Origin of the sequence: Massilia oculi (assembly GCF_003143515.1) — a bacterium.
Lineage (GTDB): Bacteria > Pseudomonadota > Gammaproteobacteria > Burkholderiales > Burkholderiaceae_D > Telluria > Telluria oculi.
Genome location: NZ_CP029343.1, coordinates 1,035,121 through 1,060,962 on the forward strand (window position 1 = coordinate 1,035,121; position 25,842 = coordinate 1,060,962).

At 67.2% G+C, this 25,842-nt stretch carries 19 protein-coding genes and 1 other RNA gene; 10 read left to right on the forward strand and 10 right to left on the reverse strand.

The window, feature by feature from the left end; all coding sequences use genetic code 11:
* Window position 1 precedes the first annotated feature (1 nt).
* On the forward strand, window positions 2-2,176 hold the full coding sequence (locus DIR46_RS04850; protein ID WP_109344229.1) for a putative bifunctional diguanylate cyclase/phosphodiesterase: 2,175 nt from the start codon (window positions 2-4) through the stop codon (window positions 2,174-2,176).
* A gap of 1 nt (window position 2,177) precedes the next feature.
* Here DIR46_RS04850 and DIR46_RS04855 read toward each other — a convergent pair whose 3' ends face one another.
* Window positions 2,178-4,625 carry a penicillin acylase family protein gene (locus tag DIR46_RS04855; protein ID WP_109344230.1) on the reverse strand — a complete coding sequence of 816 codons (2,448 nt, stop codon included), beginning with the start codon at window positions 4,623-4,625 and terminating at the stop codon, window positions 2,178-2,180.
* Window positions 4,626-4,906: 281 nt separating this feature from the next.
* Here DIR46_RS04855 and DIR46_RS04860 point away from each other — a divergent pair, with 281 nt between their 5' ends.
* On the forward strand, window positions 4,907-5,224 hold the full coding sequence (locus DIR46_RS04860) for a hypothetical protein (protein WP_109344231.1): 318 nt from the start codon (window positions 4,907-4,909) through the stop codon (window positions 5,222-5,224).
* On the opposite strand, the gene DIR46_RS04865 is transcribed toward DIR46_RS04860, so the two are convergent.
* The 6 genes from DIR46_RS04865 to ubiD form a co-directional block, all read right to left on the reverse strand.
* Window positions 5,215-6,447, reverse strand: coding sequence for a glycosyltransferase (locus DIR46_RS04865; RefSeq protein WP_109344232.1), 1,233 nt, complete (start codon window positions 6,445-6,447; stop codon window positions 5,215-5,217). The genes DIR46_RS04860 and DIR46_RS04865 overlap by 10 nt on opposite strands.
* 116 nt (window positions 6,448-6,563) lie before the next feature.
* Window positions 6,564-7,154: a recombination mediator RecR gene (recR, locus tag DIR46_RS04870; protein WP_109344233.1), complete on the reverse strand. Its 591-nt coding sequence runs from the start codon at window positions 7,152-7,154 to the stop codon at window positions 6,564-6,566.
* A gap of 47 nt (window positions 7,155-7,201) precedes the next feature.
* Window positions 7,202-7,531 (reverse strand): YbaB/EbfC family nucleoid-associated protein, encoded by a 330-nt coding sequence (locus DIR46_RS04875; protein WP_109344234.1) that lies wholly within the window; start codon window positions 7,529-7,531, stop codon window positions 7,202-7,204.
* Window positions 7,532-7,580: 49 nt separating this feature from the next.
* The gene (locus DIR46_RS04880) at window positions 7,581-9,722 is read right to left on the reverse strand and encodes a DNA polymerase III subunit gamma/tau (RefSeq protein ID WP_109344235.1); all 2,142 of its coding nucleotides are present in this window, start codon (window positions 9,720-9,722) and stop codon (window positions 7,581-7,583) included.
* A 161-nt stretch (window positions 9,723-9,883) separates the two neighbouring features.
* An RNA gene (ffs, locus tag DIR46_RS04885) (signal recognition particle sRNA small type) lies at window positions 9,884-9,982 on the reverse strand.
* A 77-nt stretch (window positions 9,983-10,059) separates the two neighbouring features.
* On the reverse strand, window positions 10,060-11,544 hold the full coding sequence (gene ubiD, locus DIR46_RS04890; protein WP_109344236.1) for a 4-hydroxy-3-polyprenylbenzoate decarboxylase: 1,485 nt from the start codon (window positions 11,542-11,544) through the stop codon (window positions 10,060-10,062).
* A gap of 351 nt (window positions 11,545-11,895) precedes the next feature.
* On the opposite strand from ubiD, the gene DIR46_RS26465 reads away from it, so the two are divergent.
* Window positions 11,896-12,108, forward strand: a complete 213-nt coding sequence (locus DIR46_RS26465) for a hypothetical protein (protein WP_162819315.1) — start codon at window positions 11,896-11,898, stop codon at window positions 12,106-12,108.
* Window positions 12,062-12,967, forward strand: coding sequence for a transglycosylase SLT domain-containing protein (locus tag DIR46_RS04895; RefSeq protein WP_109344237.1), 906 nt, complete (start codon window positions 12,062-12,064; stop codon window positions 12,965-12,967). Before DIR46_RS26465 ends, DIR46_RS04895 begins: the two co-directional genes overlap by 47 nt.
* 188 nt (window positions 12,968-13,155) lie before the next feature.
* Here the strand turns inward: DIR46_RS04895 and nusB are convergent, their stop codons facing one another.
* The 3 genes from nusB to ribBA are packed head-to-tail and all read right to left on the reverse strand — an operon-like array spanning window position 13,156 to window position 15,270.
* The gene (gene nusB / locus DIR46_RS04900; protein ID WP_109344238.1) at window positions 13,156-13,626 is read right to left on the reverse strand and encodes a transcription antitermination factor NusB; all 471 of its coding nucleotides are present in this window, start codon (window positions 13,624-13,626) and stop codon (window positions 13,156-13,158) included.
* A gap of 19 nt (window positions 13,627-13,645) precedes the next feature.
* Window positions 13,646-14,125 (reverse strand): 6,7-dimethyl-8-ribityllumazine synthase, encoded by a 480-nt coding sequence (gene ribH, locus DIR46_RS04905; protein WP_005671273.1) that lies wholly within the window; start codon window positions 14,123-14,125, stop codon window positions 13,646-13,648.
* A gap of 32 nt (window positions 14,126-14,157) precedes the next feature.
* Window positions 14,158-15,270, reverse strand: coding sequence for a bifunctional 3,4-dihydroxy-2-butanone-4-phosphate synthase/GTP cyclohydrolase II (gene ribBA / locus DIR46_RS04910; RefSeq protein WP_109344239.1), 1,113 nt, complete (start codon window positions 15,268-15,270; stop codon window positions 14,158-14,160).
* A 329-nt stretch (window positions 15,271-15,599) separates the two neighbouring features.
* Here ribBA and DIR46_RS04915 point away from each other — a divergent pair, with 329 nt between their 5' ends.
* From DIR46_RS04915 to DIR46_RS04940, 6 genes are all read left to right on the forward strand, one after another.
* On the forward strand, window positions 15,600-18,290 hold the full coding sequence (locus DIR46_RS04915) for a two-component system response regulator (protein ID WP_229446498.1): 2,691 nt from the start codon (window positions 15,600-15,602) through the stop codon (window positions 18,288-18,290).
* Window positions 18,291-18,382: 92 nt separating this feature from the next.
* Window positions 18,383-21,298: a M16 family metallopeptidase gene (locus DIR46_RS04920; RefSeq protein ID WP_109344240.1), complete on the forward strand. Its 2,916-nt coding sequence runs from the start codon at window positions 18,383-18,385 to the stop codon at window positions 21,296-21,298.
* Window positions 21,299-21,393: 95 nt separating this feature from the next.
* Window positions 21,394-23,517, forward strand: coding sequence for a TonB-dependent receptor (locus DIR46_RS04925; RefSeq protein ID WP_109344241.1), 2,124 nt, complete (start codon window positions 21,394-21,396; stop codon window positions 23,515-23,517).
* Window positions 23,501-23,773: an iron uptake protein gene (locus tag DIR46_RS04930; protein ID WP_109344242.1), complete on the forward strand. Its 273-nt coding sequence runs from the start codon at window positions 23,501-23,503 to the stop codon at window positions 23,771-23,773. Before DIR46_RS04925 ends, DIR46_RS04930 begins: the two co-directional genes overlap by 17 nt.
* A gap of 9 nt (window positions 23,774-23,782) precedes the next feature.
* Entirely contained in the window at window positions 23,783-25,348 is a 1,566-nt protein-coding gene (locus DIR46_RS04935) for a PepSY-associated TM helix domain-containing protein (protein ID WP_109344243.1), read from the forward strand.
* Window positions 25,345-25,626, forward strand: a complete 282-nt coding sequence (locus DIR46_RS04940; RefSeq protein ID WP_229446499.1) for a DUF3325 domain-containing protein — start codon at window positions 25,345-25,347, stop codon at window positions 25,624-25,626. The genes DIR46_RS04935 and DIR46_RS04940 overlap by 4 nt, the downstream gene beginning before the upstream one ends.
* Window positions 25,627-25,842: the final 216 nt, after the last annotated feature.

Here is a 25,842-nt window from a genome sequence, read left to right on the forward strand (position 1 = left end):
CATGCCAGCCTTTGCCTCCACCCAGCGCGGGACGGTGCTCGTCGCCGACGACGATCCCGTCATGCGCCTCCTGATGCTCGAGATGCTGACCCAGGTCGGGATGGACGGCATCGAGGCCGGCGACGGCCTGGAAGCGGTCGAACTTGCGCGCGAGCGCGTGCCGGACCTGATCCTGATGGACGTCGACATGCCGCGCATGGACGGCTTCACGGCCTGCCGCACGATCCGCGCCGCGGAGAAGGACGGCGCCTGCGTCCCGATCGTCATGGTCACCGGCAGCGACGACGTCGAGGCCGTGACCCAGGCCTACGAGGTCGGCGCCACCGACTTCGTCTCCAAGCCGATCAACTGGCCGATCCTCGGCCACCGCGTGCTGTACGTGCTGCGCGCCAGCGACGCCATCGCCCGCCTGCGCATCGCCGACGCCCAGAACCGCGCCGTGCTCGAAGCCATCCCCGACACCTTCTTTCGCCTGAACGGAGACGGCTTCTATCTCGACTACGAGGCCGGTCAGACGCGTCTGCCGCAGGAGCGGCCCGGCTATTCCGGCCCGGGACGGCCGGCCAGCACGCCCCCGGCCAGCGCGCGCTTCATCGGCAAGCACCTGTCCGACACGCTGCCGCCCGAGATCGCGGCGCGCATGCTGGAGCAGCTGAGGACCGTGCTCGCCACCCAGCAGGTGCGCTCGGTCGAGTACGAACTGATCGAATGCGGCGAGGTGCTGCACTTCGAGGCGCGCCTGGTGGCCACCAGCCCGTCCGAGGTGCTGGGCCTGGTGCGCGACATCAGCGAACGCAAGCGCGCCGAGGAACAGATCCGGCGCCTGGCCTATTGCGACGGCCTGACCGGCATCCCCAACCGGCAAGCCTTTCTCGAGACCCTGGAACGCGAGCTGCAGCGCGCCAAGATGGGCAACAAGAAGTTCGCGGTGCTGTTCATGGACCTCGATGCCTTCAAGCGCATCAACGACACGCTGGGCCACAACGCCGGCGACCAGCTGCTCAAGATGGTCTCGGAGCGGCTGCGCGAGACCACCCGTCCCAGCGACCTGGTCTCGCGCGGGGAAGGCGTCGAGCACGACGCCCGCGATGCCGCCAGCCTGGCGCGCCTGGGCGGCGATGAATTCACCATCCTGATTCCCGACCTGGAGCGGGTCGAGCACGCGCTGAACGTCGCCACCCGCGTCAAGGAAGCGATGCGGCGGCCCTTTCTGATCGAAGGCAACGAGATCTTCGTCACCGCCAGTATCGGCATCTCGCTGTTCCCAGAGGATGGCGACGATTGTGGGTCACTGCTCAAGTTCGCCGACACCGCGATGTATCATGCCAAGAACTGCGGCAAGAACAACGCCAAGCTGTACAGCTCTTCGCTGACGATGCAGATCATGAGCCATGTGAAGCTCGAGGTCGGCCTGCGCCGCGCGCTGCAGAACGACGAGCTGTACCTGGTCTACCAGCCGCAGCGGGACGTAGCAACGTCCGAGATCGTGGGGGTCGAGGCCCTGGTGCGCTGGCGCCATCCCGAGCGCGGCCTGGTGCCGCCGACCGAATTCATCCCGCTTGCCGAGGAGACCGGCCTGATCGTCCCGATCGGCGAATGGGTGCTGCGCACCGCCTGCCGCCAGGCGAGCGCCTGGCAGCGCCTGACGCGGCGCCTGCTGCGCATCGCGGTCAACCTGTCGGCCAAGCAGTTCAAGGACGAGAACCTGTCGCAGATCGTGCTGTCGGCCCTGAACGAGACCGGGCTGGAGCCGCGCCTGCTGGAACTGGAGCTGACCGAAGGCACCCTGATGGACGATGCGCGCGCCACGCTGGTCACGCTCGAGCAGCTGCGCGGCATCGGCGTGCACCTGTCGATCGACGACTTCGGCACCGGCTATTCGTCGATGAACTACCTGAAGCGCTTCGACGTGCGGGCCCTCAAGATCGACCGCAGCTTCATCGCCGGCCTGCCCCAGGATTCGGAAAACGCGGCCATCACGCGCGCCATCATCGCCATGGCCCACGGCCTCAAGATGGTGGTGGTGGCCGAGGGCGTCGAGACCGGCGAACAGCTGCTGCTGCTCGAGCAGTATGGCTGCGACATGGTGCAGGGCTACTACCTCGGCCACCCTTCCAGCGCCGAGAAGATCACCGAGATGCTGCAGCATGCGCAGCAGGCCCTGTCGGCCAAGTAGATCAGGGCACGAAGCGCAGCGTATGCTTCACCGCCCCCGGCAGCAACGGCGCCGGCTTGCCCTCGACCCAGGCCGCGTGGTCCAGCAGGAAGAACGGCGACAAGGGGTGCCCGCTCTGCCCGCCCGGCATATTGTACAAGCCCTCCTCTTCGCGTCCCGGCGACACGGTCAGCCGCTCCGACTGGCCGAACTTCGGCCCGGCCACGCGCGGCATGTGGGCGTCCCCCGCCAGCGGCTGGCCCGGCGCGGCGAGCCAGGGGCGCAGCGCGGGCACGGCCATGCTGATCGGATGCGCGATGTCGGCGGTGTTGCGCTGGCCCCAGGTGGCCTCGGCCAGCGGCGTGCCGGCATCGACCAGGGCCGCGATGGCGCGGTCCACCGCCGCCAGCTCCAGGTCGCGCCACGATGCATGGCCGGCCGGCAGCCAGCCCGGCGGCCGCTCGTCCAGCAGGCGCGCGGCCACCGCCGGCCAGCGCGTGCTGGCCGCGGCTGCGCTGGCCTTCGGATCGATCTCCTTCAGCGCCGCATTGACGCCGCCGTACAGCAGGTCGTGCACGGCCCACATGAAGTCGCGCGCCAGCCGATAGCCGATCGACTCGACGCTGGCGCGCCCGCTCCAGCTGGTCTCCAGCAGGCGCCGGAACTCGGCGCGCTGCGGGTGTCCGGAGAGCGCCTGCGCATCGAGCGCGGCCAGGGCGCGCTGGCGCCACTGGCCGACCAGGATCGCGCGGTCGTCCATGGCCCCGTCGAAGGCGCGGCGCACGTCGACCTGGTCGCCCATGGCTTGCAAGCCCTCGTGCAGCTGCCGGTTGCGCTGGCCCAGGTCGTAGCCGCCGTCGCCCAGCAGCGCGGATCCCGCACCAAGCAGCTGGCGGCTGTTGGCGGTCGTGATCTGGCCGTCGGCCGGATTCAGGATGCGCGGGTGGTCGGCGTAGGGCAGCGCCTCGCTCCAGGTCTGCGCTCCGCTGCCGGCGGCGAGCGGAAAGCCGGCTGCGAGGCTGGCCGCCTGGCCGTCGGCGGTGCGGCGCGGCAGCAGGCCGGCGACCGTCCAGCCGATATTCCCCTGCACGTCGCCGGCGACGAAGTTCTGGGCCGGGATGCCGTTGCTGGCGGCGGCGGCCAGCGCTTTCTCGACGTTGGCTACCCGCTCGAGTTTCAGGTGATTCATATTGAGCGCGGCCGGATCGTGGGCGATCCAGTGCAGCGCATAGCTGAGTCCCGCCGCCTCGCGGATCGGGCCGAGCGAGGTCTCGCGCACGACCATGCGCTCGGCCGCGGCGCCTTTCACGGCGATCGCTTCGACGTGCTCGCGCGGCGTCTCCCAGCCGCCCGGCAAGCCTACCTGGCCTGGCCGGGCCGGGTCGACCTGCAGTTCGACCAGGTCGAGCGAATCGGCATAGCTGTTGGTGAAAGCCCAGGCCACCTGGCCATTGCTGCCGACGATGACGGACGGCGGCGCCCCGGGCAGGCTGACGCCGGCCAGGCGGCGCTGGCCGCCGGGCGCACTTGGGTCGGGAAAGCGCAGCGCGAGGCGGTACCAGATGTTCGGCAGGCGCAGGCCCAGGTGCATGTCGTCGGCCACGATGGCCGCGCCGGAGCTGCTGCGGCTGCCGGCCAGCGCATAGTTGTTGCTGCCGACCGAATCGGTGACCTCCAGGCCGGCCAGCCTGACCGGCGCGCCGGGTGCATCCGGCGCGGCGCCCCACCAGGCCGGGGCCTGCGGCGGCAACGGGCTTGCCGCCCTTGCCGCGCCCCGGTCCAGGGGCGCATCGAGGGTCGTATCATAAGCGGTCGCCTCGGGCAGCAGGAAAGCCAGCTGCGCCTCGTCGCTGTGCGCGCGCAGCCAGCCGCGCGCCAGTTCGCGCGCCTGCTGGGCGCCCTGCAGGTCGATGTACATGGCCCATACCACCAGCAGCGAATCGGGCGCCGTCCACGGCCGCGGCGCCACGCCGGTCAACGCGTATTCGAAGGGCCGCGCGCCGAGCGCATCGAGGCCTTCGTTGACGCCTTGCGCATAGCGTTCCAGCAGCGCGCGTTCCGGCGCCGGCAGGCGCGCCAGCGTCTCCAGCGCGCGGGCGCGGAAGCGGTGCAGGCGGTGGGTGCGGTCGGTGGGGAGCGCCGCCGCGCCGAACAGCTCGGCCAGCTCGCCGGCCGCCGTACGGCGCAACAAATCCATCTGGAAGAAGCGTTCCTGTCCATGCACGAAGCCGGTCGCATAGGCGACGTCGAGCCGGCTGGCGCCACTGATCAGGGGCACCCCGCCGGCATCGCGCTCGACCTTGACTTCGCCCGCCAGGCCGGCCACCCGGCGCTCGCCGTCGAGCTGGGCCAGGCTGGCGCGCAGGAACAGCCAGATGGCCAGCGCCGCCAGCAGCACGAGCGCCAGCAGCGCCCCGGCCCCGCGCAGGGTCCAGGTCTTCCATCGGGACTTGCCCAAGGCTTTGTCCATACGTCGCGTCTCCTTGTTTTGGGGGCGTATCTTGCCAGAAAATTCACGCCGAATACGAATTGGTGCGAGAAAAATACCTCGTTACAGGCGGTGTCACGGGCGCATCCACTGCGTCGCCGGCGGCGTAGCTGCTGATGTCGTTGAAGGCGGACACATCCGTCCCCATCTACGCCAATGAGGTAGGCGAAGAAATCTCACCATTCGTTTGTCATCGCACACGCGGCGCGTGCGGGTGATGCTATTCTGGAATCATGCCGCGGGTTGCGGCGGGAGGAACTGTCATGCAAAACGTCAACAAGAGCGCAAGAATGCCGGCCATCGTGCGCACGTCCGCCGCTATCGGCCTGGCCCTGCTGGCCGCCGCCTGTTCGACGCCGCAAGAGAAATCGGCGCGCGCGCAGGCCGAGATGGCGGAACTCATGAATATCTACGGCCCGGCATGCAGCCAGCTGGGCTATAGCGCGAACACCGATCCCTGGCGCGAATGCGTGCTGCACCTGGGCACGCGCGAGGAACTGCAGCGCGTGGGCAATGGCGCCGGCGCATATGGCGCCTGGGGGCCGCGCTATCGCGGCGGCTACTGGGGCCCTTACTGGTAAGACCCGGCCCCGGCGTAGGATTGATCGTCGGGTACGCGGCCCGGGGTCGCGCAGGCTGGCTTCATGCAGCCCGCAGCATCCTGCGGCAGCAGCCTGCAGTAATGGATCAGCAACCCGTCGAACACCGTTTCCCAGGCGAACGACGATTCGACCTTGCGCCGCGCATTGGCGCCCAGCGCCGCCAGGTCGCGGGCGGCCGCATGCCTGATCGCCTCGGCCAGGCTGTCCGGGCTATTGGGCCGCGCCAGCACGCCCGTCTCGTCGTCGACCAGTTCGGCAAGTCCGCCGGCGCCCGCCGCCACCACCGGCAGGCCACACCCCATGGCCTCGAGTACGATCAGGCCGAATGTTTCGCAATCGCCTGGGTGCACCAGCAAGTCGCAGCTGGCCAGCAGGCGCGCCAGCGCGCGCTGGTCGCGCTGGAACGGCAGGCGGCTGATCCGGGCGCCCTTCGGGATATCGAAGGCGGCCTCGCCGGGCCCCACCATCAGCAAGTGAAAGCCGGGGCCGAGCCGCGCCATTGCCTCCAGCAAGACATCCAGTTTCTTGTCGGCCGTGAAGCGTCCGGCATACACCAGCAGGCAGGCCCCGGGCGCCACGTCCAGTTCGGCGCGCACGGCGGCATCGCGCCGGTCGGGATGGAAGACGGTGCAATCGATGCCGAGCGGCTGGTGCAGCGCGCCGTGCACCCCCATCGCGTGCAGCTGCCCGACCATCAGCCGGCTCGGCGCCAGCACCAGGTCGAACTGGCCGTACAGCTGCGCCAGATAGCGCCGGGTGAGCTGGGCGGCATGCAGGCCGAAACGGTTCTCGACCAGGCGCGGCAAATCGGAATGGTAGAAGGCCACGACCGGGATGTGCAGGCGGTCGCGCGCGCGCAGCGCGGCCCAGGCGCAGTGGCCGGCGTCGCCCACTTCGACCAGGTCGGGCCGCAAGCGGCGCAGGCGGCGGGCGATGGCGGCGACCGACAGCGGCATGCGGTAGCCGTGAAAGCCGGGCAAGGCCAGGCTGGGGACGCGCAGGCATGCCGACGCGGCATGCGTGGCGCGCGCGGCGTCTGTCGCCATATCGCGGGCAACATCGCCCGCCACATCGCGGTTCGGACTCAGGATCGTGTGCCGCGCACGGCCCTGGCGCGCCAGCCACGCCGACTTGGCGTTCAGGTAGGTGCTGACGCCACCACCCTCGGCGGCATAGAACATCGTGAGGTCGACGATATGCATGGCCAGCTCGCAGAAAAATCCACAATAGCAGTGGCCCAGGGCGCCGGCTTGCGCGCACGCATGGCGTGCGCCGGTGGTCCGGATGGGCCGCGCTTAGCGGAAAGAAATAACGAACATCATGCGCTTCGTCGATCGAGCATGGCGCGCGCGATCGTGCCGGCGTCGACATACTCGAGTTCACCGCCTACCGGCACGCCACGCGCCAGGCGGCTAACCTTGAGGCCGCGCGCCTTGAGCATTTCGCTGATGTAGTGGGCGGTGGCTTCGCCCTCGTTGGTGAAATTGGTCGCGAGCACCACTTCGCCGACGACGCCATCGGTGGCGCGGTTGACGAGCTTGTCCAGGGCGAGGTCGCGCGGGCCGATGCCGTCCAGCGGCGACAGCCGGCCCATCAACACGAAATACAGGCCGCGCCAGGTGAGCGTCTGCTCGATCATGATCTGGTCGGCCGGGGTCTCGACCACACACAGCAGGGTGTGGTCGCGCTCCGGGTCGGCGCACAGCTCGCAAATTTCAATGTCGGAGAAGGTATTGCACTTGGCGCAATGGTGCACCGTGTCGACCGCCTGGTAGAGCGCGCGCGACAGTTGCGCGGCGCCCTCGCGGTCGTGCTGCAGCAGGTGGAATGCCATGCGCTGGGCCGACTTGGGGCCCACGCCAGGCAGGCGGCGCAGCGATTCGATGAGAAATTCGAGCGAGGTCGACATGTGGGGCGTCCCGCCGGCAGGCGCCGGCCGGGACTGCTATCAATGGATCAGAAAGGCATCTTGAAGCCAGTCGGCAGGCCCGGCATGCCGGCGGTCAGTCCGCTCATCTTCTCGGCGGCGGTCGCCTCGGCCTTGCGCACGGCGTCGTTGAACGCGGCCGCGACCAGGTCTTCCAGCATGTCGCGGTCGTCGCCCAGCAGCGACGGGTCGATGGTGACGCGCTTGACGTCGTTCTTGCAGGTCATGACGACCTTCACCAGACCGGCGCCCGACTGGCCTTCGACTTCGATCTGAGCCAGCTGCTCCTGCGCCTTCTTCATATTGTCCTGCATGGCCTGCGCCTGTTTCATCAAGCCTGCGAGCTGGTTTTTCATCATGGTGGGTTTCTCCAAAAGTCGGATGGGTGATTGATCGGCAGCGGCACGCTCAGGCGACCTTGACCGAGCCGGGCACGACGAACGCGTCGAAGCGTCGCTCGAGCTCCTGCACGAAAGGATCGGCAGCGACGATGGACTCGGCCAGGCGCTGGCGCTCTTCGCGCGCCGCTTTCTGTTCGGCCCCGGCTGTATACCACACCGGGCCGATCTCGGACTCCACGTTCACGCGGAAGTCGGGGAAATGTTCTTGCAGCGCAGCCGCCAGCTTCTCGCTATTGCCGCTGGCGCGCAGCGTATCGACCGGCACGCGCAGTTTGAAAGTGACCGAGCGGTCGTGCACGACGCAGGCAAGCAGTTCGGTCTGCAGCGCCAGCTGCTGGGCCACGCCGCGCAGCGGCAGGCTGCCGGCCAGCGCCGGCCAGTTGCCGTCCCAGGCGATCTCTGGCACGGGCGTGACGACATAGGCGTGCGGCGGCGCGGCCGGTGCCCGCACCTGTGCCGCGGGCGCAACCACGGCCGGCGCCTCGGCGGCGACGGCGGTGTCGTCGGAAAAATCGGTGACCCAGGACGGCACATCGTCGTCCGGCTGCTGCGGCGGCTGCTGGCGGGCCTGCATGGCCGCTTGTGAGTGCGGCTGCTGGGCCATGGCCTGCGGCTGGCCGCCGTCCCATGGCGGCGGGGCGGAAGCGGCGCGTGCCTGTGGCGCCGACGGCAGTGCGGACGACTGCGCGGCCGACGGTCCGGGCGCCGATGGCGGAGGCGCAGCGGGCGATGGCGCCGCTGGCGCCGGCGCGACCGGGTCGGCCACCGGACGCTTGGGTGGGGTGCGGATGCCCGAGGCGGCGCGCGCCGCCTCCAGCGCCGCATTGATCGCGGCCCGCGCCGACGTCATCGCCGGCGCGCCGGGGGCGGCCGCCGGCGCGTTGGGCTGCGCAGGCGCCGGCGCCGCGGGTGCAGCCGGTGGCGCCGAAGGTGGGGCCGACCGCGGCGTCACCGCCGCATGGCTGGCCGCCGCCGCCACCGCGGCGCGCGCAGGCGAGGCGCCTACGGGAGCGGCGGCGGGCGGTGCGGCCGATGCTTCGGCTCCACCCTGTCCGGGGCGAAAGGCGAGCATGCGCAACAGGGTCATGGTGAAGCCGGCATATTCGTCCGGCGCCAGGCCGATCTCATTGCGGCCGTGCACGGCGATCTGGTAATACAGCTGCACTTCCTGCGGCTCGAAGGCCCCGGCCAGGCGCATGATGTCGGCCAGCTCGGGCAAGTCTTGCGGCACCGCGCCGGGCACCGACTGCGCCAGCGCGATCCGGTGCAGCAGGGTGCCCAGGTCTTGCAGCGCGCCGTTGTACGACAGGCTGCGGCTGGCCATCTCGTCGGCCACCGCCATCAGGTCGGCGCCGTCCTGCGCCGCCAGGGCGTCGAGCAGGCGCACCAGGTAGGACTGGTCGAGCGCGCCGAGCATGCCCTGCACCGCATCGAGCGTGACCTGGCCGGCCGCATAGGCGATCGCCTGGTCGGTGAGCGACAGCGCATCGCGCATCGAGCCGTGCGCGCCCTGCGCCAGCAGGCGCAGCGCCGGCTGCTCGAAGCTCACGCCTTCCTGGCCCAGGATGTTCTCGAGGTGGCCGACGATATGACCCGGCGGCATTTGCTTGAGATTGAACTGGAGGCAGCGCGACAGCACCGTCACGGGAATCTTTTGCGGATCGGTGGTCGCCAGGATGAACTTGACGTGCGGCGGCGGTTCCTCGAGCGTCTTGAGCATCGCATTGAACGCGTGATTGGTGAGCATGTGCACCTCGTCGATCATATAGACCTTGAAGCGCGCATTGCTCGGCGCGTAGACCGCCTGTTCCAGCAGCTGGGCCATCTCGTCCACGCCGCGGTTGGACGCCGCATCCATCTCGATGTAGTCGACGAATCGGCCGGCGTCGATCGCGCGGCAAGCCTCGCATTGCCCGCACGGCTCGGCGGTGATGCCGCCCCGCCCGTCCGGCCCGGTGCAATTGAGCGACTTGGCCAGGATGCGCGACAGGGTGGTCTTGCCGACCCCGCGCGTGCCCGTGAACAGATAGGCATGGTGCAGCCGCTCCGTGCGCAAGGCATGGGTCAGCGCACGGACGACGTGCTCCTGGCCAACCAGCGTTTCGAAGTTCTTGGGACGGTATTTGCGGGCGAGGACTTGATAGGACATGCCACGATTTTACCGCAGATGGCGGTCGTCGCGAACAATCCGCGGGCGGGCTCTCGTATAAACAGGAAGGAACAACGGAGACGACGGACGTGTGGACGCCTGCTACCGGCTCGAAAGATCAATGGGAGTTATTGCGAGGAAGAGATAACAGGCAAAAGATAAGAGGCGAGCCTGATCTGCGGCACTTGCGGTAAACGGCTTTGGCTGCTTCGTTCCCGACCTGACCAGGTAAACTATGCCACAATGCGCAGGGGCCCGCCAGCACACATTATACCCCAGCGTGTGCGGTTTGGGGAAATGGGAGGGGCGCCGCAGCGACCGCCCCTGCCAGGAGCGATCAGATGCCCAACTGCCCCCAGATCTCGTCCACCTTCTTCTTGACCGCCGGCGCCATCACGATCGGCGTTCCCCACTCGCGATTGGTTTCACCAGGCCACTTATTAGTGGCGTCGATCCCCATCTTGCTGCCCAGGCCGCTGATCGGCGACGCGAAGTCGAGGTAGTCGATCGGGGTGTTGTCGACCATGACCGTGTCGCGGGTCGGATCGACGCGGGTCGTGATGGCCCAGATCACCTCTTTCCAGTCGCGCACATTGACGTCCTCGTCGACCACGACGATGAACTTGGTATACATGAACTGGCGCAGGAAACTCCACACGCCGAACATCACCCGCTTGGCGTGGCCCGCGTACTGCTTCTTCATCTGCACCACCGCCATGCGGTAGCTGCAGCCTTCCGGCGGCAGGTAGAAATCGGTGATTTCGGTGAACTGCTTCTGCAGCAGCGGGATGAAGACTTCGTTCAGCGCCACGCCCAGCACGGCAGGCTCGTCCGGCGGCTTGCCGGTATAGGTCGAGTGGTAGATCGGATCGCGCCGCATCGTGATGCGGTCGATCGTGAACACCGGGAAACTGTCCTGTTCATTATAGTAGCCGGTGTGATCGCCATACGGCCCCTCGAGCGCATGCTCGAAGCCGGACGGGTGATTCGCATCCGGGTAGATATGCCCTTCGAGCACGATCTCGGCTGACGCCGGCACCATCAGTTCGCTGCCGATCGCCTTGGCGAGCGCGGTGCGGCTGCCGCGCAGCAGGCCGGCGAACTGGTATTCGGACAGCGTGTCCGGCACCGGCGTCACGGCGCCCAGGATGGTCGCCGGGTCGGCGCCCAGCGCGACCGCGATCGGATACGGCTTGCCCGGATTGGCCAGCGCGTGCTCGCGGAAATCGAGCGCGCCGCCGCGGTGCGCCAGCCAGCGCATGATCACTTTATTGGGACCCAGCACCTGCTGGCGGTAGATGCCCAGGTTCTGGCGTTTCTTGTTCGGACCCTTGGTGATCACCAGCCCCCAGGTGATCAGGGGCGCGACGTCACCCGGCCAGCAGTGCTGGATCGGCAGGCGGCCGAGGTCGACGTCCTTGCCTTCCCAGACGATTTCCTGGCAGGAGGCGCCCTTCACTTCCTTCGGCGCCATATCCCATACCGCCTTGACGAGCGAGCCCATGCCCATGATGTCCTTGAACCCCTTGGGCGGCTCGGGCTCCTTCAGCCGCGCCAGCACGTGGCCGATTTGACGCAGCTCACTCAGATCTTCCGCCCCCATGCCCAGCGCCACCCGCCTGGGGGTGCCGAACAGGTTGCCGAGGACGGGGATCGTGTGCCCGGTCGGTTGCCGGAACAGCAGCGCGGGGCCTTCTGCGCGCAGGGTACGGTCGCAGATCTCGGTCATTTCGAGGTTGGGCGACACCGGAATGTCAATATGTTTGAGCTCGCCCATGCGGTCAAGCTGGGCCATAAAATCTCGCAAGTCTGTATATTTCATCAAGTTTTGAGCATTTCTTCGATTGCAGAACGTAAGTGAGAGGGTGGAGCCAAGTGATTGATTCGTCAAGTATTTCCATTTGGAAGGTCGCCTCATCAGAACCAAAAGTTATAAGAGACGAGCGTGCTAGGGTTGACTTGATATAAGCTCCGCCCCTACAATCCGTTCTACTTGATGAGACGGCCTTACCTTTTTTGCCACAATTTTAGCTGTTCTCATGCATTCACGGGGTCGGGGCCCCATACGACATTTTAAGGAGTGTTTTCTCTTGGGCGTCTGCCCAATCCCCCGAGACAGTTGTTGAGCCACTGGTCCCTGCCCTACGGGTTAGCAGCCAGCTGAAGCAAAGCAATGACGGCGTTAGTCGGCCGCGTCGCGGCGACAAACGATTTTCTGATGCACGGCAAAACACATTCTGCGTTTCGCTCTAAGCGACACGACGGGATTCTTTTCGCCGCGACAAGGGGAAAATTCGATGTTTCATCGTTTTATCACGAGCGCAAGGCTCGTGCAATCCATGGCCAGCCAGCCAATCACGTGGTCTTCCGTGAGCAAAACGGCTAGCGGTTTCGTGAAAACCGCACGCACTACCCTGACCGTGTTCGGTCTGACCGCAGTCGCCATGCTGGCGCTGCTGTACACCAATGACAGTTTCGCCAAGCGCGTTTCTGAAATGCTGCATCCGCAGCCAGTCGCCGTTGCCGTGGCCGAACCAGTGGCAATCGTCGCGCCGACGCCGAAGGCCGTGGCCGAAGCGGTGGCCGTCGAGACGACGCACCTGCGCGATTCGCATGCGATGCTGGGCAACAGCAAGCAGCAGCAGTACGTCACCAACTGGCTGTCCAAGCGTTATCGCGTGGCCGGCGACGCCGCCAATATGCTGGTCTCGACCGCCTACCTGACGGCGCACGAGCTCAAACTCGACCCGCTCCTGATCCTGGCGGTGATGGCGATCGAATCGGGCCTGAACCCGTTCGCCGAAAGCCCGATGGGCGCCAAGGGCCTGATGCAGGTCATGGCCAAGGTCCACCACGACAAGTTCGAGGACGTGGGCGGCCCGCAGGCGGCCCTGAACCCGGTCGCCAACATCCGTGTCGGCGCCCTGATCCTGAAGGACTACGTCAAGCGTACCGGCTCGATCGAAGGCGGCCTGAAGACCTATGTCGGCGCGGCCGACCTGGAAACCGATTCGGGTTATGGCAACAAGGTGCTGAACGAGTACCGCCTGCTGAAGAAGGTCTCGAAGGGCCAGAACGTTCCGGTGCGCAGCCCGCGCGTGACGCCGGCGCCGGTGACGATCATGGCGGCCAAGCAGCCTGAGTCGGAAGCCGCGAAGCCGGAAGCCAAGCCGATGCAGGAAACCACGACCGCCTCCACCACCGGCGCGCACGTGCCGAACGTCGAGCCGCTGGCCGGCCTGTAAGATCACGAGGGAAGTCCTTCGATGCCACCGCTGCGGCGGTGGCTTTTTTGCGTGGACTGCGCCACGCTACCTATACATGCAGGGTGGACGGCTGAGCCGTCCGCCCCACTCGATGCATCTCCTCGACGATAAAAAAGCCACCGGCTCGCGCACGGTGGCTTTTTCTCGTCAAGCTGGAGACGGAACGATCAGCGGCGCTCGTTCGCCGCCACTTCGTCCGGACGCAGGCGCGACGCCAATTTATCCAACACGCCGTTGACGTACTTGTGTCCATCGATGCCGCCGAACGACTTGGTCAGCTCGACCGCCTCGTTGATCACGACGCGATACGGAATCTCGGGATGATTCTTAAGCTCGTAGGCGCCCAGCAGCAGCACCGCGTGCTCGATCGGGGACAGCTCGGTGATCGCGCGGTCGATCAGCGGAGCGATCGCTTCGCGCAGCTCGACCGAGGTGCTGATCGCGCCATTGAGCAGCGCCGAGAAGAACTCGCTGTCGGCCTTGTCGAAGCCGTGGGCGCCGCGGATATTGGTCGACACCACCCGCGCCGATTCGTTATTCAGCAGCCATTGGTACAGACCCTGGAGCGCGAACTCGCGCGCGCGGTGGCGCGGCGTGCGGTTCTTGCTCGGGTTGGCGTGCGTACTCTTGTCAGTCATTGTTTTCTTGCCTTTACTGTTATTCGTCCTCTGGCACCAGCTCGTCCAGCGCCATCAGGAGGTTGGCCATCTCGACCGCGACGCGTGCGGCGTCGCCGCCCTTCTCGGCCATGCGGACTTCGGCCTGTTCGTCGGTCTCGGTGGTCAGGATCGCGTTGGCGATCGGGATGCCGTAGTCGAGGCCGATGCGGGTGATGCCGGCGCCCGATTCGTTCGACACCAGCTCGAAGTGGTAAGTCTCGCCGCGGATCACCGCGCCCAGGGCGATCAGGGCGTCGAACTGCTCGGTCACGGCCATGCGCTGCAGCGCCAGCGGCACCTCGAGCGCACCCGGCACGGTCACGTGCAGGATGTCTTCGTCGGCCACGCCCAGGCGCTTGAGCTCGGCCAGGCAGGACGACAGCAGGCCGTGGCCGACGTCGGCGTTGAAACGGGCCTGCACGATACCGATGCGCAGGTCTTCGCCCTGCAGATTGCTTTCAAAAGTTCCTACCGTCATGGCTGACCTCTTCTTGTTGATTGGTTGATTGTTCAGGCGTCCGGGCGCGGCACGTAGCCGGTGACTTCCAGGTCGAAACCGGTCATCGACGGCATCTTGCGCGGATTGGCCAGCAGCTGCATCTTGCCCACGCCCAGGGCGCGCAGGATCTGGGCGCCGATGCCATAGGTGCGCAAGTCCATCGACGCGGCGCGCGCACCCAGACGGCTGGCCTTGCCGTCCTGCGGCGCCAGTTGGGCGAACAATTGTTCTGCGCTTTCGCCGCAGTTGAGCAGCACGATCACGCCGGCCTCGCTGGCCTTGATCGTCTTCATGGCCGATGCCATGTCCCAGGAGTGGGTGGTGGCGCGGTTCTCGAGCAGGTCGAGGATCGACACCGGCTGGTGCACGCGCACCAGCGCCTCTTTCTCGGGCGACAGCTCGCCGTGGACCAGGGCCAGGTGGGCGCAGCCGCTCGGCGCATCGCGGAAGGCGACCAGCTGGAATTCGCCGGCCTCGGTCGACAGCGTGCGCTCGGCCACGCGCTCGACCAGGCACTCGTTCTGGCTGCGGTAGTGGATCAGGTCGGCGATGGTGCCGATCTTCAGATGATGCTCTTTGGCGAACTCGATCAGGTCGGGCAGGCGCGCCATGGTGCCGTCTTCCTTGATGATCTCGCAGATCACCGAAGCCGGGGTCAGGCCCGCCATCTGGGTCAGGTCGCAGCCCGCTTCGGTATGCCCGGCGCGCATCAGGACGCCGCCCTTCTGGGCACGCAGCGGGAAGATGTGGCCCGGCTGCACCAGGTCGTCCGGCGTCGTGCCCTTGTTCACCGCCACCTGGATGGTGCGCGCGCGGTCGGCCGCCGAGATGCCGGTGGTGACGCCTTCGGCCGCTTCGATCGACACGGTGAAATTGGTGCCGAACGAGGTGCCGTTACGCGAGGTCATCATCGGCAGCGCCAGGCGGTCGCAGATTTCCTCGGACAGGGTCAGGCAGACCAGGCCGCGCGCATGGCGGATCATGAAATTGATCGCTTCGGGCGTGACAAAGTCGGCTGCAAGCACGAGGTCGCCTTCGTTCTCGCGATCTTCCTCGTCGACCAGGATGACCATGCGGCCGGCGCGCAGTTCGGCGACGATGTCCTCGGTGCTGGAAATAGACATACGGGATTCCTTGAAACGGGAGTGTTATGCGTAATCCGCTATTTTAAAGGATTTACAGGCGTTCAACCGCATTGTCGGCCCCTGCCTCTCCCCAATTCGCCAGCACAGCCGTACTATGGCGTCAACTAGCGTTACGAATGAGCAACAACTAGTGATTCTGCGGCTTTAAATTGTTAAGCTCGATGTTTTCAGTTGCAACATCGTACCGTGTCCACATCCAACTGGATTATTATTAAGACATCTTTACCGCACCCATCCAGGCGGTGTGGGCCAATTCTCGGAGTTGCCATGCGGGTAGCCGTTCCTGTCAGCCATCCAGGCGCCGCCCCATGCGGAGGGCGGTGCTGATGGCCACGATCCTGATCGTCGACGACCGGCCGAGCAACCGCAACTATCTTGGCGTCCTGCTCGGCTACACCGACCACCGGATCCTCGAAGCAGAGGACGGCGCCCAGGCGCTCGCCATCACGCGCGCCGAGCGCCCCGACCTGATCATCACCGACATCCTGATGCCGACCATGGACGGCTACGAGTTCGTCCAGCAGCTGCGCGCCGATCCCGCCCTGCACGCGACCCGCGTCATCTTCTTATCGGCCGTCTATTCGGAGCGCGAGACCATGTCCATGGCGGCGCGCTGCGGCGTGACCACGGTATTGGGCAAGCCGTCCGAGCCGCAGCGCATCCTCGCAGCGGTGGCGGCCGAGCTGGGCGTGGTGCACGGCGCGCCGGCGCCGGCGCTGCCGTCCAGCCGCGAACACGATCGCGACCTGCCGTTCGACCTGTGCGCGCGCCTGTCCGAACTGGAGCGCATGTGCATGATGCTGGTGGGCGAGCGCCGCGTCGAGGCCCTGGCCGATGCCTTCGTGGACGCCGCGCGGCGCGTGCTCGACGCCGATTGCGTCGCCCTGTGCCTGCTGGCCAGCACCGAGCGCACCGTGCGCCACCTGTGCACCCACGGCGTCGAGCACGGCCTGCTCGAAGACCGCGCGTTGAACGACCAAGACCTGCCCGGCGTGCTGCTGCGCGCCCGCGCTCCGCTGCGCCTTGGCCGCGACGACGCGCTGCTGGCCACCCTGCCCCACCACCATCCCGAGGTCGGCCACCTGCTCGGCCTGCAGGTGCACGACCTGCAGCATCCGCTCGGCTGGCTGTATTGCACGCGCCAGGTCGGCGCGGCGCCGTTCTCGGACGAAGAGGAACGCTGGGCCACGGCCCTGGCGGCCCAGCTGGCGGTGGCCTATGAAAACCTGAACCTGTACGAAGTCGTGCAGCGTCACGCCGCCCAGCTGCAGCTCGAGGCAATGGCGCGCGCCGATGCCGACGCCGCCCTGCGCGACAGCGAGCACCGGCTGGAACTGGCGCGCCAGGTATTCGACAGCACCCAGGAAGCGATCCTGATGACCGACGCCGACGCCCGCATCGTCGCCGCCAACCCGGCCTTCGAGGAAATCACCGGCTACCGCGAGGCGGAGGTGATGGGCCAGAACCCGAGGCTCATGAAGTCGGGACGCCATGACGACGCCTTCTATGCAGCCATGTGGAACTGCCTGGAACAGGACGGCCAATGGCGCGGTGAAATCTGGAACCGACGCAAGAACGGCGAGATCTACCCCGCCAGCATGAGCATCAGCGCCGTCCACGATGAGCAGGGCCGGCGCACCGCCTACGTCGCGGTGTCGACCGACCTGTCGGCGCTGAAGGCCGCGCATCACCAACTCGACTTCCTGTCCAGCCACGATTCGCTCACCCTGCTGCCGAACCGCTCGCTGTTCAACGACCGCATGCAGCAGGCGCTGGCCGCCGCGCGCCAAGATGCGAGCCAGGTGGCGCTGCTGCTGTTCAACGTCGACCGCCTGTCGCGCATCAACGACAGCCTGGGCCACGCGGCCGGCGACGCCGTGCTGCGCGAGGTGGCGCGCCGCGCCGGCGAGGTGGCCGGCGCGACCGACACCGTGGCCCGCCTGTCGGGCGACGAGTTCGTGCTGCTGCTGACGGGCTTCGACGACACCGACGACGTGATCTATTGCGCCCAGCGCCTGATGGAAGCCGTGTCCCAGCCGCTGCTGGTCGGCGAGCACGACGTGGTGGTCACCGGCAGCATCGGCATCAGCGTCTATCCGCGCGACGGCGACGCGGCGGGCGACCTGCTCAAGGCGGCCGACGCCGCGCTGACCCACGTGAAGGAATCGGGCCGCAACGGTTTCCGCTTCTTCAAGGGCGAGATGAATGCCGAGGCGCTGCGCTGGCTGGCGCTGGAGACGCGCCTGCGGCGCGCGATCGAGCGCGACGAGCTGTCGCTGCACTACCAGCCGCAGGTCTCGCGCCTGGACGGCCGCGTGGTCGGCATGGAAGCGCTGCTGCGCTGGCGCAGCGAAGAGATCGGGCCGGTCTCGCCCGCCGACTTCATCCCGCTGGCCGAGGACACGGGCCTGATCCACCCGATCGGCGAATGGGTGATCCGCCAGGCCTGCTTCCAGAACAAGGCCTGGCAAAACGCCGGCCTGGGGCCGGTGCGGGTGGCCGTCAACGTCTCGGCCAGCCAGTTCAAGGCCGGGTCCGTGGCCCAGGTGGTGCGCGCCGCCCTGCACGACAGCGGCCTCGAAGCGCAATGGCTCGAGGTCGAGCTGACCGAGAGCGTGATGCTGGGCGACAGCGCCGCGGCCGAGGCCCAGATGGCCGAGCTGCGCGCGCTGGGCGTCTCGCTGTCACTGGACGACTTCGGCACCGGCTACTCGTCGCTCGGCTACCTGTCGCGCTTCCCGCTCGACAAGCTCAAGATCGACCAGACGTTTGTCCGCAATATCGCCACCGAACAGCGCAGCGCCGCCATCGCCCAGGCCACGATCGCCCTGGCCCAGGGCCTGTCGCTGGCGGTGGTGGCCGAAGGCGTGGAAACGGTCGGCCAGCGCGATTTTCTCGGCTCCCTCGGCTGTGACGTCCTGCAGGGCTATCTGTACGGGCGGCCGGTGCCGGCCTTCGAGATGGCCCAGCTGCTGGCGAAAGGACGGGTCGTCCTCTGAACCGACGACAGGTTTAGGGCAGCCTTAAGCTCATCCGTGCACACCTTCGCGCCATGTAGAATGCAATCACCAAGTCTTCCGGGAACCATTGAATGAGCAACAAATTCGTACGCGGCCTGCCGTCGATGGCGCTGGCCGCGGTCCTGGGCCTGTCCGCGCTGGCGCATGGCGCGCCGCAGGCAGGCCAGGCGCCGGCCCAGCAGGCAGTGCAGGCGCCGGCGCTGCAGATGGAATCGCCCATCCCGGTCGGCCCGCAGGTCAAGGTCGGGAAACTGGACAACGGCCTCACCTACTACATCCAGCGCAATGCGCGCCCCGAACGCAAGCTCGAACTGCGCCTGGTGGTCAAGGCCGGTTCCATCCTCGAGGATGAAGACCAGCGCGGCCTGGCCCACTTCGTCGAGCACATGGCCTTCAACGGCACCACCAACTTCCGCAAGCACGAGCTGGTGTCCTATCTGCAGTCGATCGGCGTGGGCTTCGGTGCCGACCTGAATGCGTATACCTCGTTCGACGAAACCGTCTACATCCTCCCGATCCCGACCGACAAGCCGGAGCACGTGAGCAAGGCCTTCCAGGTGCTCGAAGACTGGGCCCATGGCGTGCGCTTCGATGCCGATGCGATCGAGAAGGAGCGCGGCATCGTGCTGGAAGAGCTGCGCCTCGGCAAAGGCGCCTCGGACCGCATGGGCAAGCAGATCTATCCGCGCCTGTTCAACGGCTCGAAGTATGCCGAACGGCTGCCGATCGGCCGCGAAGACGTATTAAGAAATTTCAAACCTGATGCCCTCAAGCGCTTTTACCGCGACTGGTACCGCCCCGACCTGATGGCGGTGGTGGTGGTGGGCGACGTCGACCCGGCCCGCGCCGAAAAGCTCGTCAAGCGGCATTTCTCGCGCCTGAAGAACCCGGCCAGTCCGCGTCCGCGCGGCTACGCCGCCATTCCAGCGCGCGCCGATACCGAGGCGCTGGTCGTCACCGACCCGGAAGCCAATGGCAACGCGGTCCTGATCCGCTACCCGGTGCAGCCGGTGCGCGAGCTGGGCACCATCGGCGCCTACCGCGACGAACTGGTGCAATCGCTGTTCGGTACCATGCTCAACCAGCGCCTGGCCGAATTGGCGCAGTTGCCCGACGCGCCCTACCTGGGCGCGAGCAGCTCGCTCGGCAAGCTGACCCCGCGCTATCACTCCTACAATTCCTCGGCCGCCATCGGCCCGCGCGGCGCCCTGCCGGCGATCGCGGCCCTGGTCCAGGAAAACGAGCGCGCGCGCCAGCACGGCTTCGGCGAGCAGGAGCTCGAGCGGGCCAAGAAGAACCTGATGCGCACCTACGAGCAGGCCTGGAACGAGCGCGCCAAGAGCGACTCGGCCACCTACGCCGCCGAGTACATCCGCAACTTCCTGCAGGACGAGGCGATTCCCGGCATCGACACCGAGTGGCGCTACGTGCAGCAGCTGGTGCCGGGCATTTCGCTCGCCGAGATGAACGATTACGCGCAGCGCACGATTCCCGAGGATTCGGGCAAGCTGGTGCTGTACACGGGCGTGGACAAACCCGACGCGCCGACCGGCGAGCAACTGCTGGCGGCGGTCAGCGCGGCCGCGCGCGCGCCGGTGGAGCGCCACGACGAAAAACTGCTGGCGACACGCCTGATGGAGCGCCCCGCGCAACCGGGCAAGATCACGGCCGAGGAGCACGACAAGGCGCTGGGCCTGACCCGCCTGACGCTGTCGAACGGGGTCAAGGTGATCCTCAAGCCGACCGACTTCCGCAACGACCAGGTGATGCTGAGCGCGGCCCGTCCCGGCGGCCAGAGCCTGTTCCCCGACGGCGACATCCTCAATGCGCGCTTCTCGAATGCGATCGTGGCCAGCATGGGCGTGAAGGACTTTTCCCCGCTCGACATGCGCAAGATCCTGGCCGGCAAGGCGGCCGGCGTGACCGTGGGCCTGGGGAGTTACACCGACGTGATCGCGGGCGCTTCGGGCGCCACCGACATCGAGACCATGCTGCAGCTCCTGTGGCTGAAGTTCGCCGACGTGCGCCGCGACGAAGGCCTGTTCCACGCCTACATCGACAAGCAGGCCGAGATCGCGCGCAACCAGAGCGGCCTGCCGGGGCGCTACTTCAACGACGCCCTGGTCGCGGTCCTGTACAACAATCACCCGCGCGCGCCGCGCACGCTCGATGCCGAGGAATACGCCAAGATCGACCTGGACCGCAGCATCGACATCTTCCGCCAGCGCTTCTCGAGCGCCAAGGACCTGACCTTCATCCTGGTCGGCAGCTTCGATGAGCAAAAGATCCGGCCGCTGCTGGCGACCTATCTCGGCACCCTGCCGACGCCGGACATCCCGGTCGCTTACCGCGACGTCGGCCTGCGTCCGGCCACCGGCATCGTCAAGCGCGAGGTGCGCAGCGGATCGGAGCCGAAGAGCACGATCGCGCTCAACTTCACCGGCCCGGCCGAATTCACCGAAGCCGAGCAGCTGCGCCTGGCGGCGCTGATCGAAGTGACCAATCTGCGCATCATCGAGGTGTTGCGCGAAAAGATGGCGATGATCTACGGCGGCGGCGCCAGCGGCACCTTGAGCAAGATCCCTTACGGGAACTACTCGGTCGGCATCAGCCTGCCGACCGGGCCGGAAAATGTGGACAAGGTCATCGCCGCGACCTTCGCCGAAATCGCGCGCCTGCAGGAACACGGCCCGGACGCGGCGGAACTGGACAAGGTCAAGACCGGCTGGATCCAGAACCACCGGCGCTCGCTGCGCGAGAACGGCTACTGGGTCGCGAACCTGCAATCGGCGCTGACCGAGGGCACCGATCCGGCCTCGATCCTCGCCGTGGAAAAACAGGTGCAGGCCCTGACGGCGGACGACATCAGGACGGCGGCGCGGCGTTACTTCGACACGAAGAACTACGTGCAGGTGGTGCTCAACCCGGAGACGCAGGCGGCGGCCAAGGTGGCCAGTGCCGGCAGGACGGGCGCCGCCGGCCGCTGACCTGCGCGTCACCCCATCGACCGCCGATGGTGATTTGACACCGACTCCGGCCTACTTGATAATAGTTCTCATTATCAAGTAGACCGGAGTCGTTCGTGCAGTCATCGCAGACCTTCCCTTTCACGCGTCATCCGCTCGCGGCGTTCATTTCACTCGCCTTGCTGGCGTTCGCCGCCCAGGCCCAGCCGTCCGGTGGCGACGGCGCCGTGGTCGTCATCGCGGCTTCCCGCTCGAACGTCGAAGCGGACAAGGCGCCGCAGACGGTGGTCGTGATCCGCAAGGAAGACATCGCGCGCCAGCTGACCATTTCCACCAACACGTCCGACGTCCTCAGCAACCTGCTGCCCTCGTACACGCCCAGCCGCGGCAAGATGAACGGTTCGGGCGAGACGCTGCGCGGACGTACCCCGCTGATCCTGGTCGACGGCGTGCCGCAATCGAATCCGGTGCGCCCCACCGGGCGCGAGGCCCACACCATCGATTACGCGATGGTCGACCGCATCGAGATCGTTCAGGGCCCCAACGCCATCAACGGCCTCGGCGCGACCGGCGGCACCATCAACATCATCACGCGCCGCCCTGCCCCGGGCAGCTTCAACCAGCACGTCGACGTGCAGGTGACGACGCCCACCTCCGACCTGAATGGCGACCTGCTCGGCTACAAGACCACCTACCGGCTCGACGGCCGCGGCGACAAGCTCGAATACCTGTTCTCGGTCGGCTACGAGGACCAGGGGCTGTACCTGGACGGCGCCGGCCGTTCGATCGGGGTCGACGTGACCCAGGGCGACCTGATGGATTCACGCAGCTACGACGTGCTGGCCAAGATCGGCTACCGGCCGGACGAGCGCCAGCGCCTGCAGTTCTCGGTCAACCGCTACCGCATCAAGTCGAAGGCCAGCTACCTTGGCGTGCCGGGCGACCGCGCGCGCGGCATTCCCTCCACGTCGATCGAAGGCACACCGCCCGGCACCCCGGCCTGGAACGACGTCTGGACCACCAGCGCCAGCTACACCCACACCAGCCTGGCCGGCATGGAACTGTCCGCGATGGCCTACAGCCAGGAGTTCGTCGGCCTGTTCGGCGCCGACAATTCGGCCACCTTCCAGGACGTGACGATCGCGCCGCGCGGCACCCTGTACGACCAGTCGCGTTCGGTCGCTTCGAAATACGGCAGCAAGGTCGGCCTGACGAAAGAGGGCCTGTTCGATGGGCGCCTGAAGCTCACCTTCGGCTTCGACACGCTGGTCGACGAGGGCAAACAGGACATGTACGGGACCAGGCGCACGTTCGTGCCGGAGTCGACATACCGCAACCTGTCGCTGTTCACCCAGGGCGAATTCAAGCTGCTCGATCACCTGACGCTGCACGCCGGCGCGCGGCGCGAGCACGCCGACCTCGAAGTGGACAGCTACCGCACGCTCGCCGCCTACAACAACACCTTCGTCGAAGGCGGCAAGATCAAGTTCAACGAAACGCTGCTCAATGCGGGCCTGGTCCTGGAGCCGGTCAAGGACGTCACCCTGTACGCCAATTATTCGGAAGGCTTCGGCCTGCCGGACATCGGCCGCACGCTCCGCTCGATCAACACGCCGGGCCAGAGCATTGGCAGCCTGCGCAACCTGGAGCCGATCCTGACCGACGGCGTGGAAGCCGGCACCCGCGTGCGCAAGGGCGACTGGGAATTCGACGCCAGTTATTATCGTTCCGATTCCGACTTCGGCGCCCGCGTCGTCTCGGTCGGCGGCGTATTCATGATGGCGCGCGAAAAGACGCGGCTGGAAGGCGTCGAGGCCAGGATCGCGCACCGCTTCAATGCCGCCCACCGCGCCAGCCTCTCGTATGCGCGCACCAAGGGCCGCTACGACAGCAATAACGACGGCAGCCTGGATGCGAAGCTCGACGGCCTGAACGTGGCGCCGGACCGCGTGCTGGCCAGCTGGACCGCGAACTGGACCGACCGCCTGTCGTCGCTGGTGCAGGCCCAGCATGCGTTCTCGCAAGACTTCGACGAGCCGGCCAAACGCTTCTCGGGCTACACGCTGGTGGACGCCGCGCTGACCTACAAGCTGCGCAAGGGCGACCTGCGCCTGGGCTTCGCCAACCTGCTCGACAAGGACTACATCACGTACTACTCGCAGAGCGCCTTGGTCGAGCCGGCCCGCTACTTCGCCGGCCGCGGCCGCACCGTGACCGTGGGTTATGCGCTCGGCTTCTGAACGCGGCCTCAGGATCGTCGGCGCGGTGGCGGGCGGTTACCTGCTCACCGCCTTGACGGTGATCGCGGCCGGCGCCGTGCTGGCCCGCCTCGGCATGGCGCGCTCGGAAGCCGTCGCGCTGTCGTCGATGCTGGGTTTCGTGTTCTATCTCGCGCTGCTGGTCTGGGCCTTCAGCGTACGCCCGGTGGCGCGGCTGTGGATCGTGCTGGCGGCCGGGGTGGTCCTGGCGGCCGCGGTCATTCAGATGGTCGACTAGGAAGGCGCCGTGGAAGAGACCTTGCGCAAATCGATGGCCTGGCTCCATACCTGGGCCGGCGTCGTGCTGGGCAGCGTGCTGTTCGCCGTGTTCTGGATGGGCACCCTGAGCGTGTTCGACCGCGAGATCGACCGCTGGATGATGCCGGCCACGCGGCTCGCGCCCGCAAGCGCGCCCATCTCGCTCGACGCCGTCGCGCGCGCCGTGCTGCCGGAGGTTCCCGCCGGCGCCAGCCAGTGGCGGGTCGACCTGCCGACCCAGCGCACACCGGTGCTGCGCTTCACCTACAAGGCGGCGGATGTGGAACCGGCGCCGCGCCAGCTGGATCCGCAGCGGCTCGCCTTCCTCCCTGAGCAGGGCACGCTGGGCGGCAGCGGCTTCTTCTTCCCCTTCCACTACGGCCTGCACCTGCAGTGGATGGAGACCGGCAAGTGGATCGTCGGCGTGGCGGCGATGGGCATGCTGCTGTTGCTGGTCTCGGGGGTGATCATCCACCGCAAGATCTTCAGCCAGTTCTTCACCTTCCGGCCGCGCAAATCCCTGCAGCGCAGCAGCCTCGATCTGCACAACCTGGTCGGCGTGCTGGGCCTGCCCTTCCACTTCATCATCACGCTGTCCGGCATGGTCATCTTCATGATGATCTACTTTCCCCAGGCGTACACCGGCGTCTATGGCGAAGGCAAGGCGGCCAAGGCCGCGTTCTTCGCCGATGCCTACGGCAAGTACAGCCGGCCCAGGGCCAACGCGCCCGGCACCCTGGCCTCGCTCGATGCGATGGCGGATATCGCGCGGCGCGAATGGGGCGGGACCCAACCCGGATCCCAGCCATACTTCGTGCGGGTCTGGCACCCGGGCGACGCCAACAGCTACGTCGAACTGCGCCGCTCCTACGCGCGCGAGGTCACGATGAACGTGGACCAGATCTTCTTCGACGCGGCCAGCGGCGAGGTGCTGCACCGGTTCCAGGCGGCGCCCGTGATGTCGGCCCAGCGCTTCATCTCGGGCATCCACTTCATCCAGTTCGAGCACTGGACCTTGCGCTGGCTGTACTTCCTGGCCGGGTTGGCCGGCTGCGTGCTGATCGCCACCGGCTTCCTGTTCTGGCTCGAGGCGCGCCGCGCGCGCCATGCCGCGAAGAGACTGGCCGGGGTGCGCGTGGTCGAAGGGCTCACTGTCGGCAGCGTCACCGGAATCGTGATCGCCACGCTCGCATTCATGGCCGCCAACCGCTTGCTGCCGCCCGCGCAGGGACTGGACGGCCAGGCGCGCGCGGCGCTCGAGGTCTGGACGTTCTACGTGGTGTGGGTGGCCAGCTTCGGCCATGCGTGGTGGCACGGCCGCGCGGCCTGGCGTGGTCAAGCCTGGGCCATCTGCCTGCTGGCCGTGGTGTGCGTCCTGCTCAACGCAGTCACCACCGGCGACCATCCGCTGCGGGCGCTCGCAAGCGGAAACTGGGCGGTGGCGGGCGTGGACATGCTGCTGCTGGCGCTGGCAATGCTGGCGGCGTGGGGAGCACGCCGCCTGGGCGTCGAACCGGCCCGAGGCGACGCGCGCCAGGCCGAGGTGCGGGCATGATGGCGCTGATGCTGGTCGCCGCCTGTTTGGCCAGTTATGGCGGCTTCGCCTGCCTGGCGCTGGCCATGCCGGAGCATTGGGAACGATGGCGCGGCCGGTCGCGGCGTGCCGTCCCGTCGCGCTGGCTGCGTCCCGCCGGAATGGGCCTGCTGGCGCTGGCCTACGGCCTGTGCGTTCGGCGCGACGGCATCAGCTTCGGCAGCCTCCTGTGGACGGTGCTGATCTCGGCGGCGGCGCTGGCGGTCGCCTTTACCCTCACCTGGCGCGCGACCCGCTGATTCCCGCCCTGCATTCCCCCCTGCCGCCGCGGCTACGCCGCCATGTTCCCACAATGATCGAGGTTGAAACTAAGCGCTTTGGAGCGACAGGCCACTCAACCGCCGCGCTGCTCCGCCAATTTGTATTCCTGAAGTAAAACTTCAGTCAATCAAATCGAAAGGAAGCTGCTTGGATGAACACATCAGATACACGCAAGGCTGACGGTCGGCGTTGGC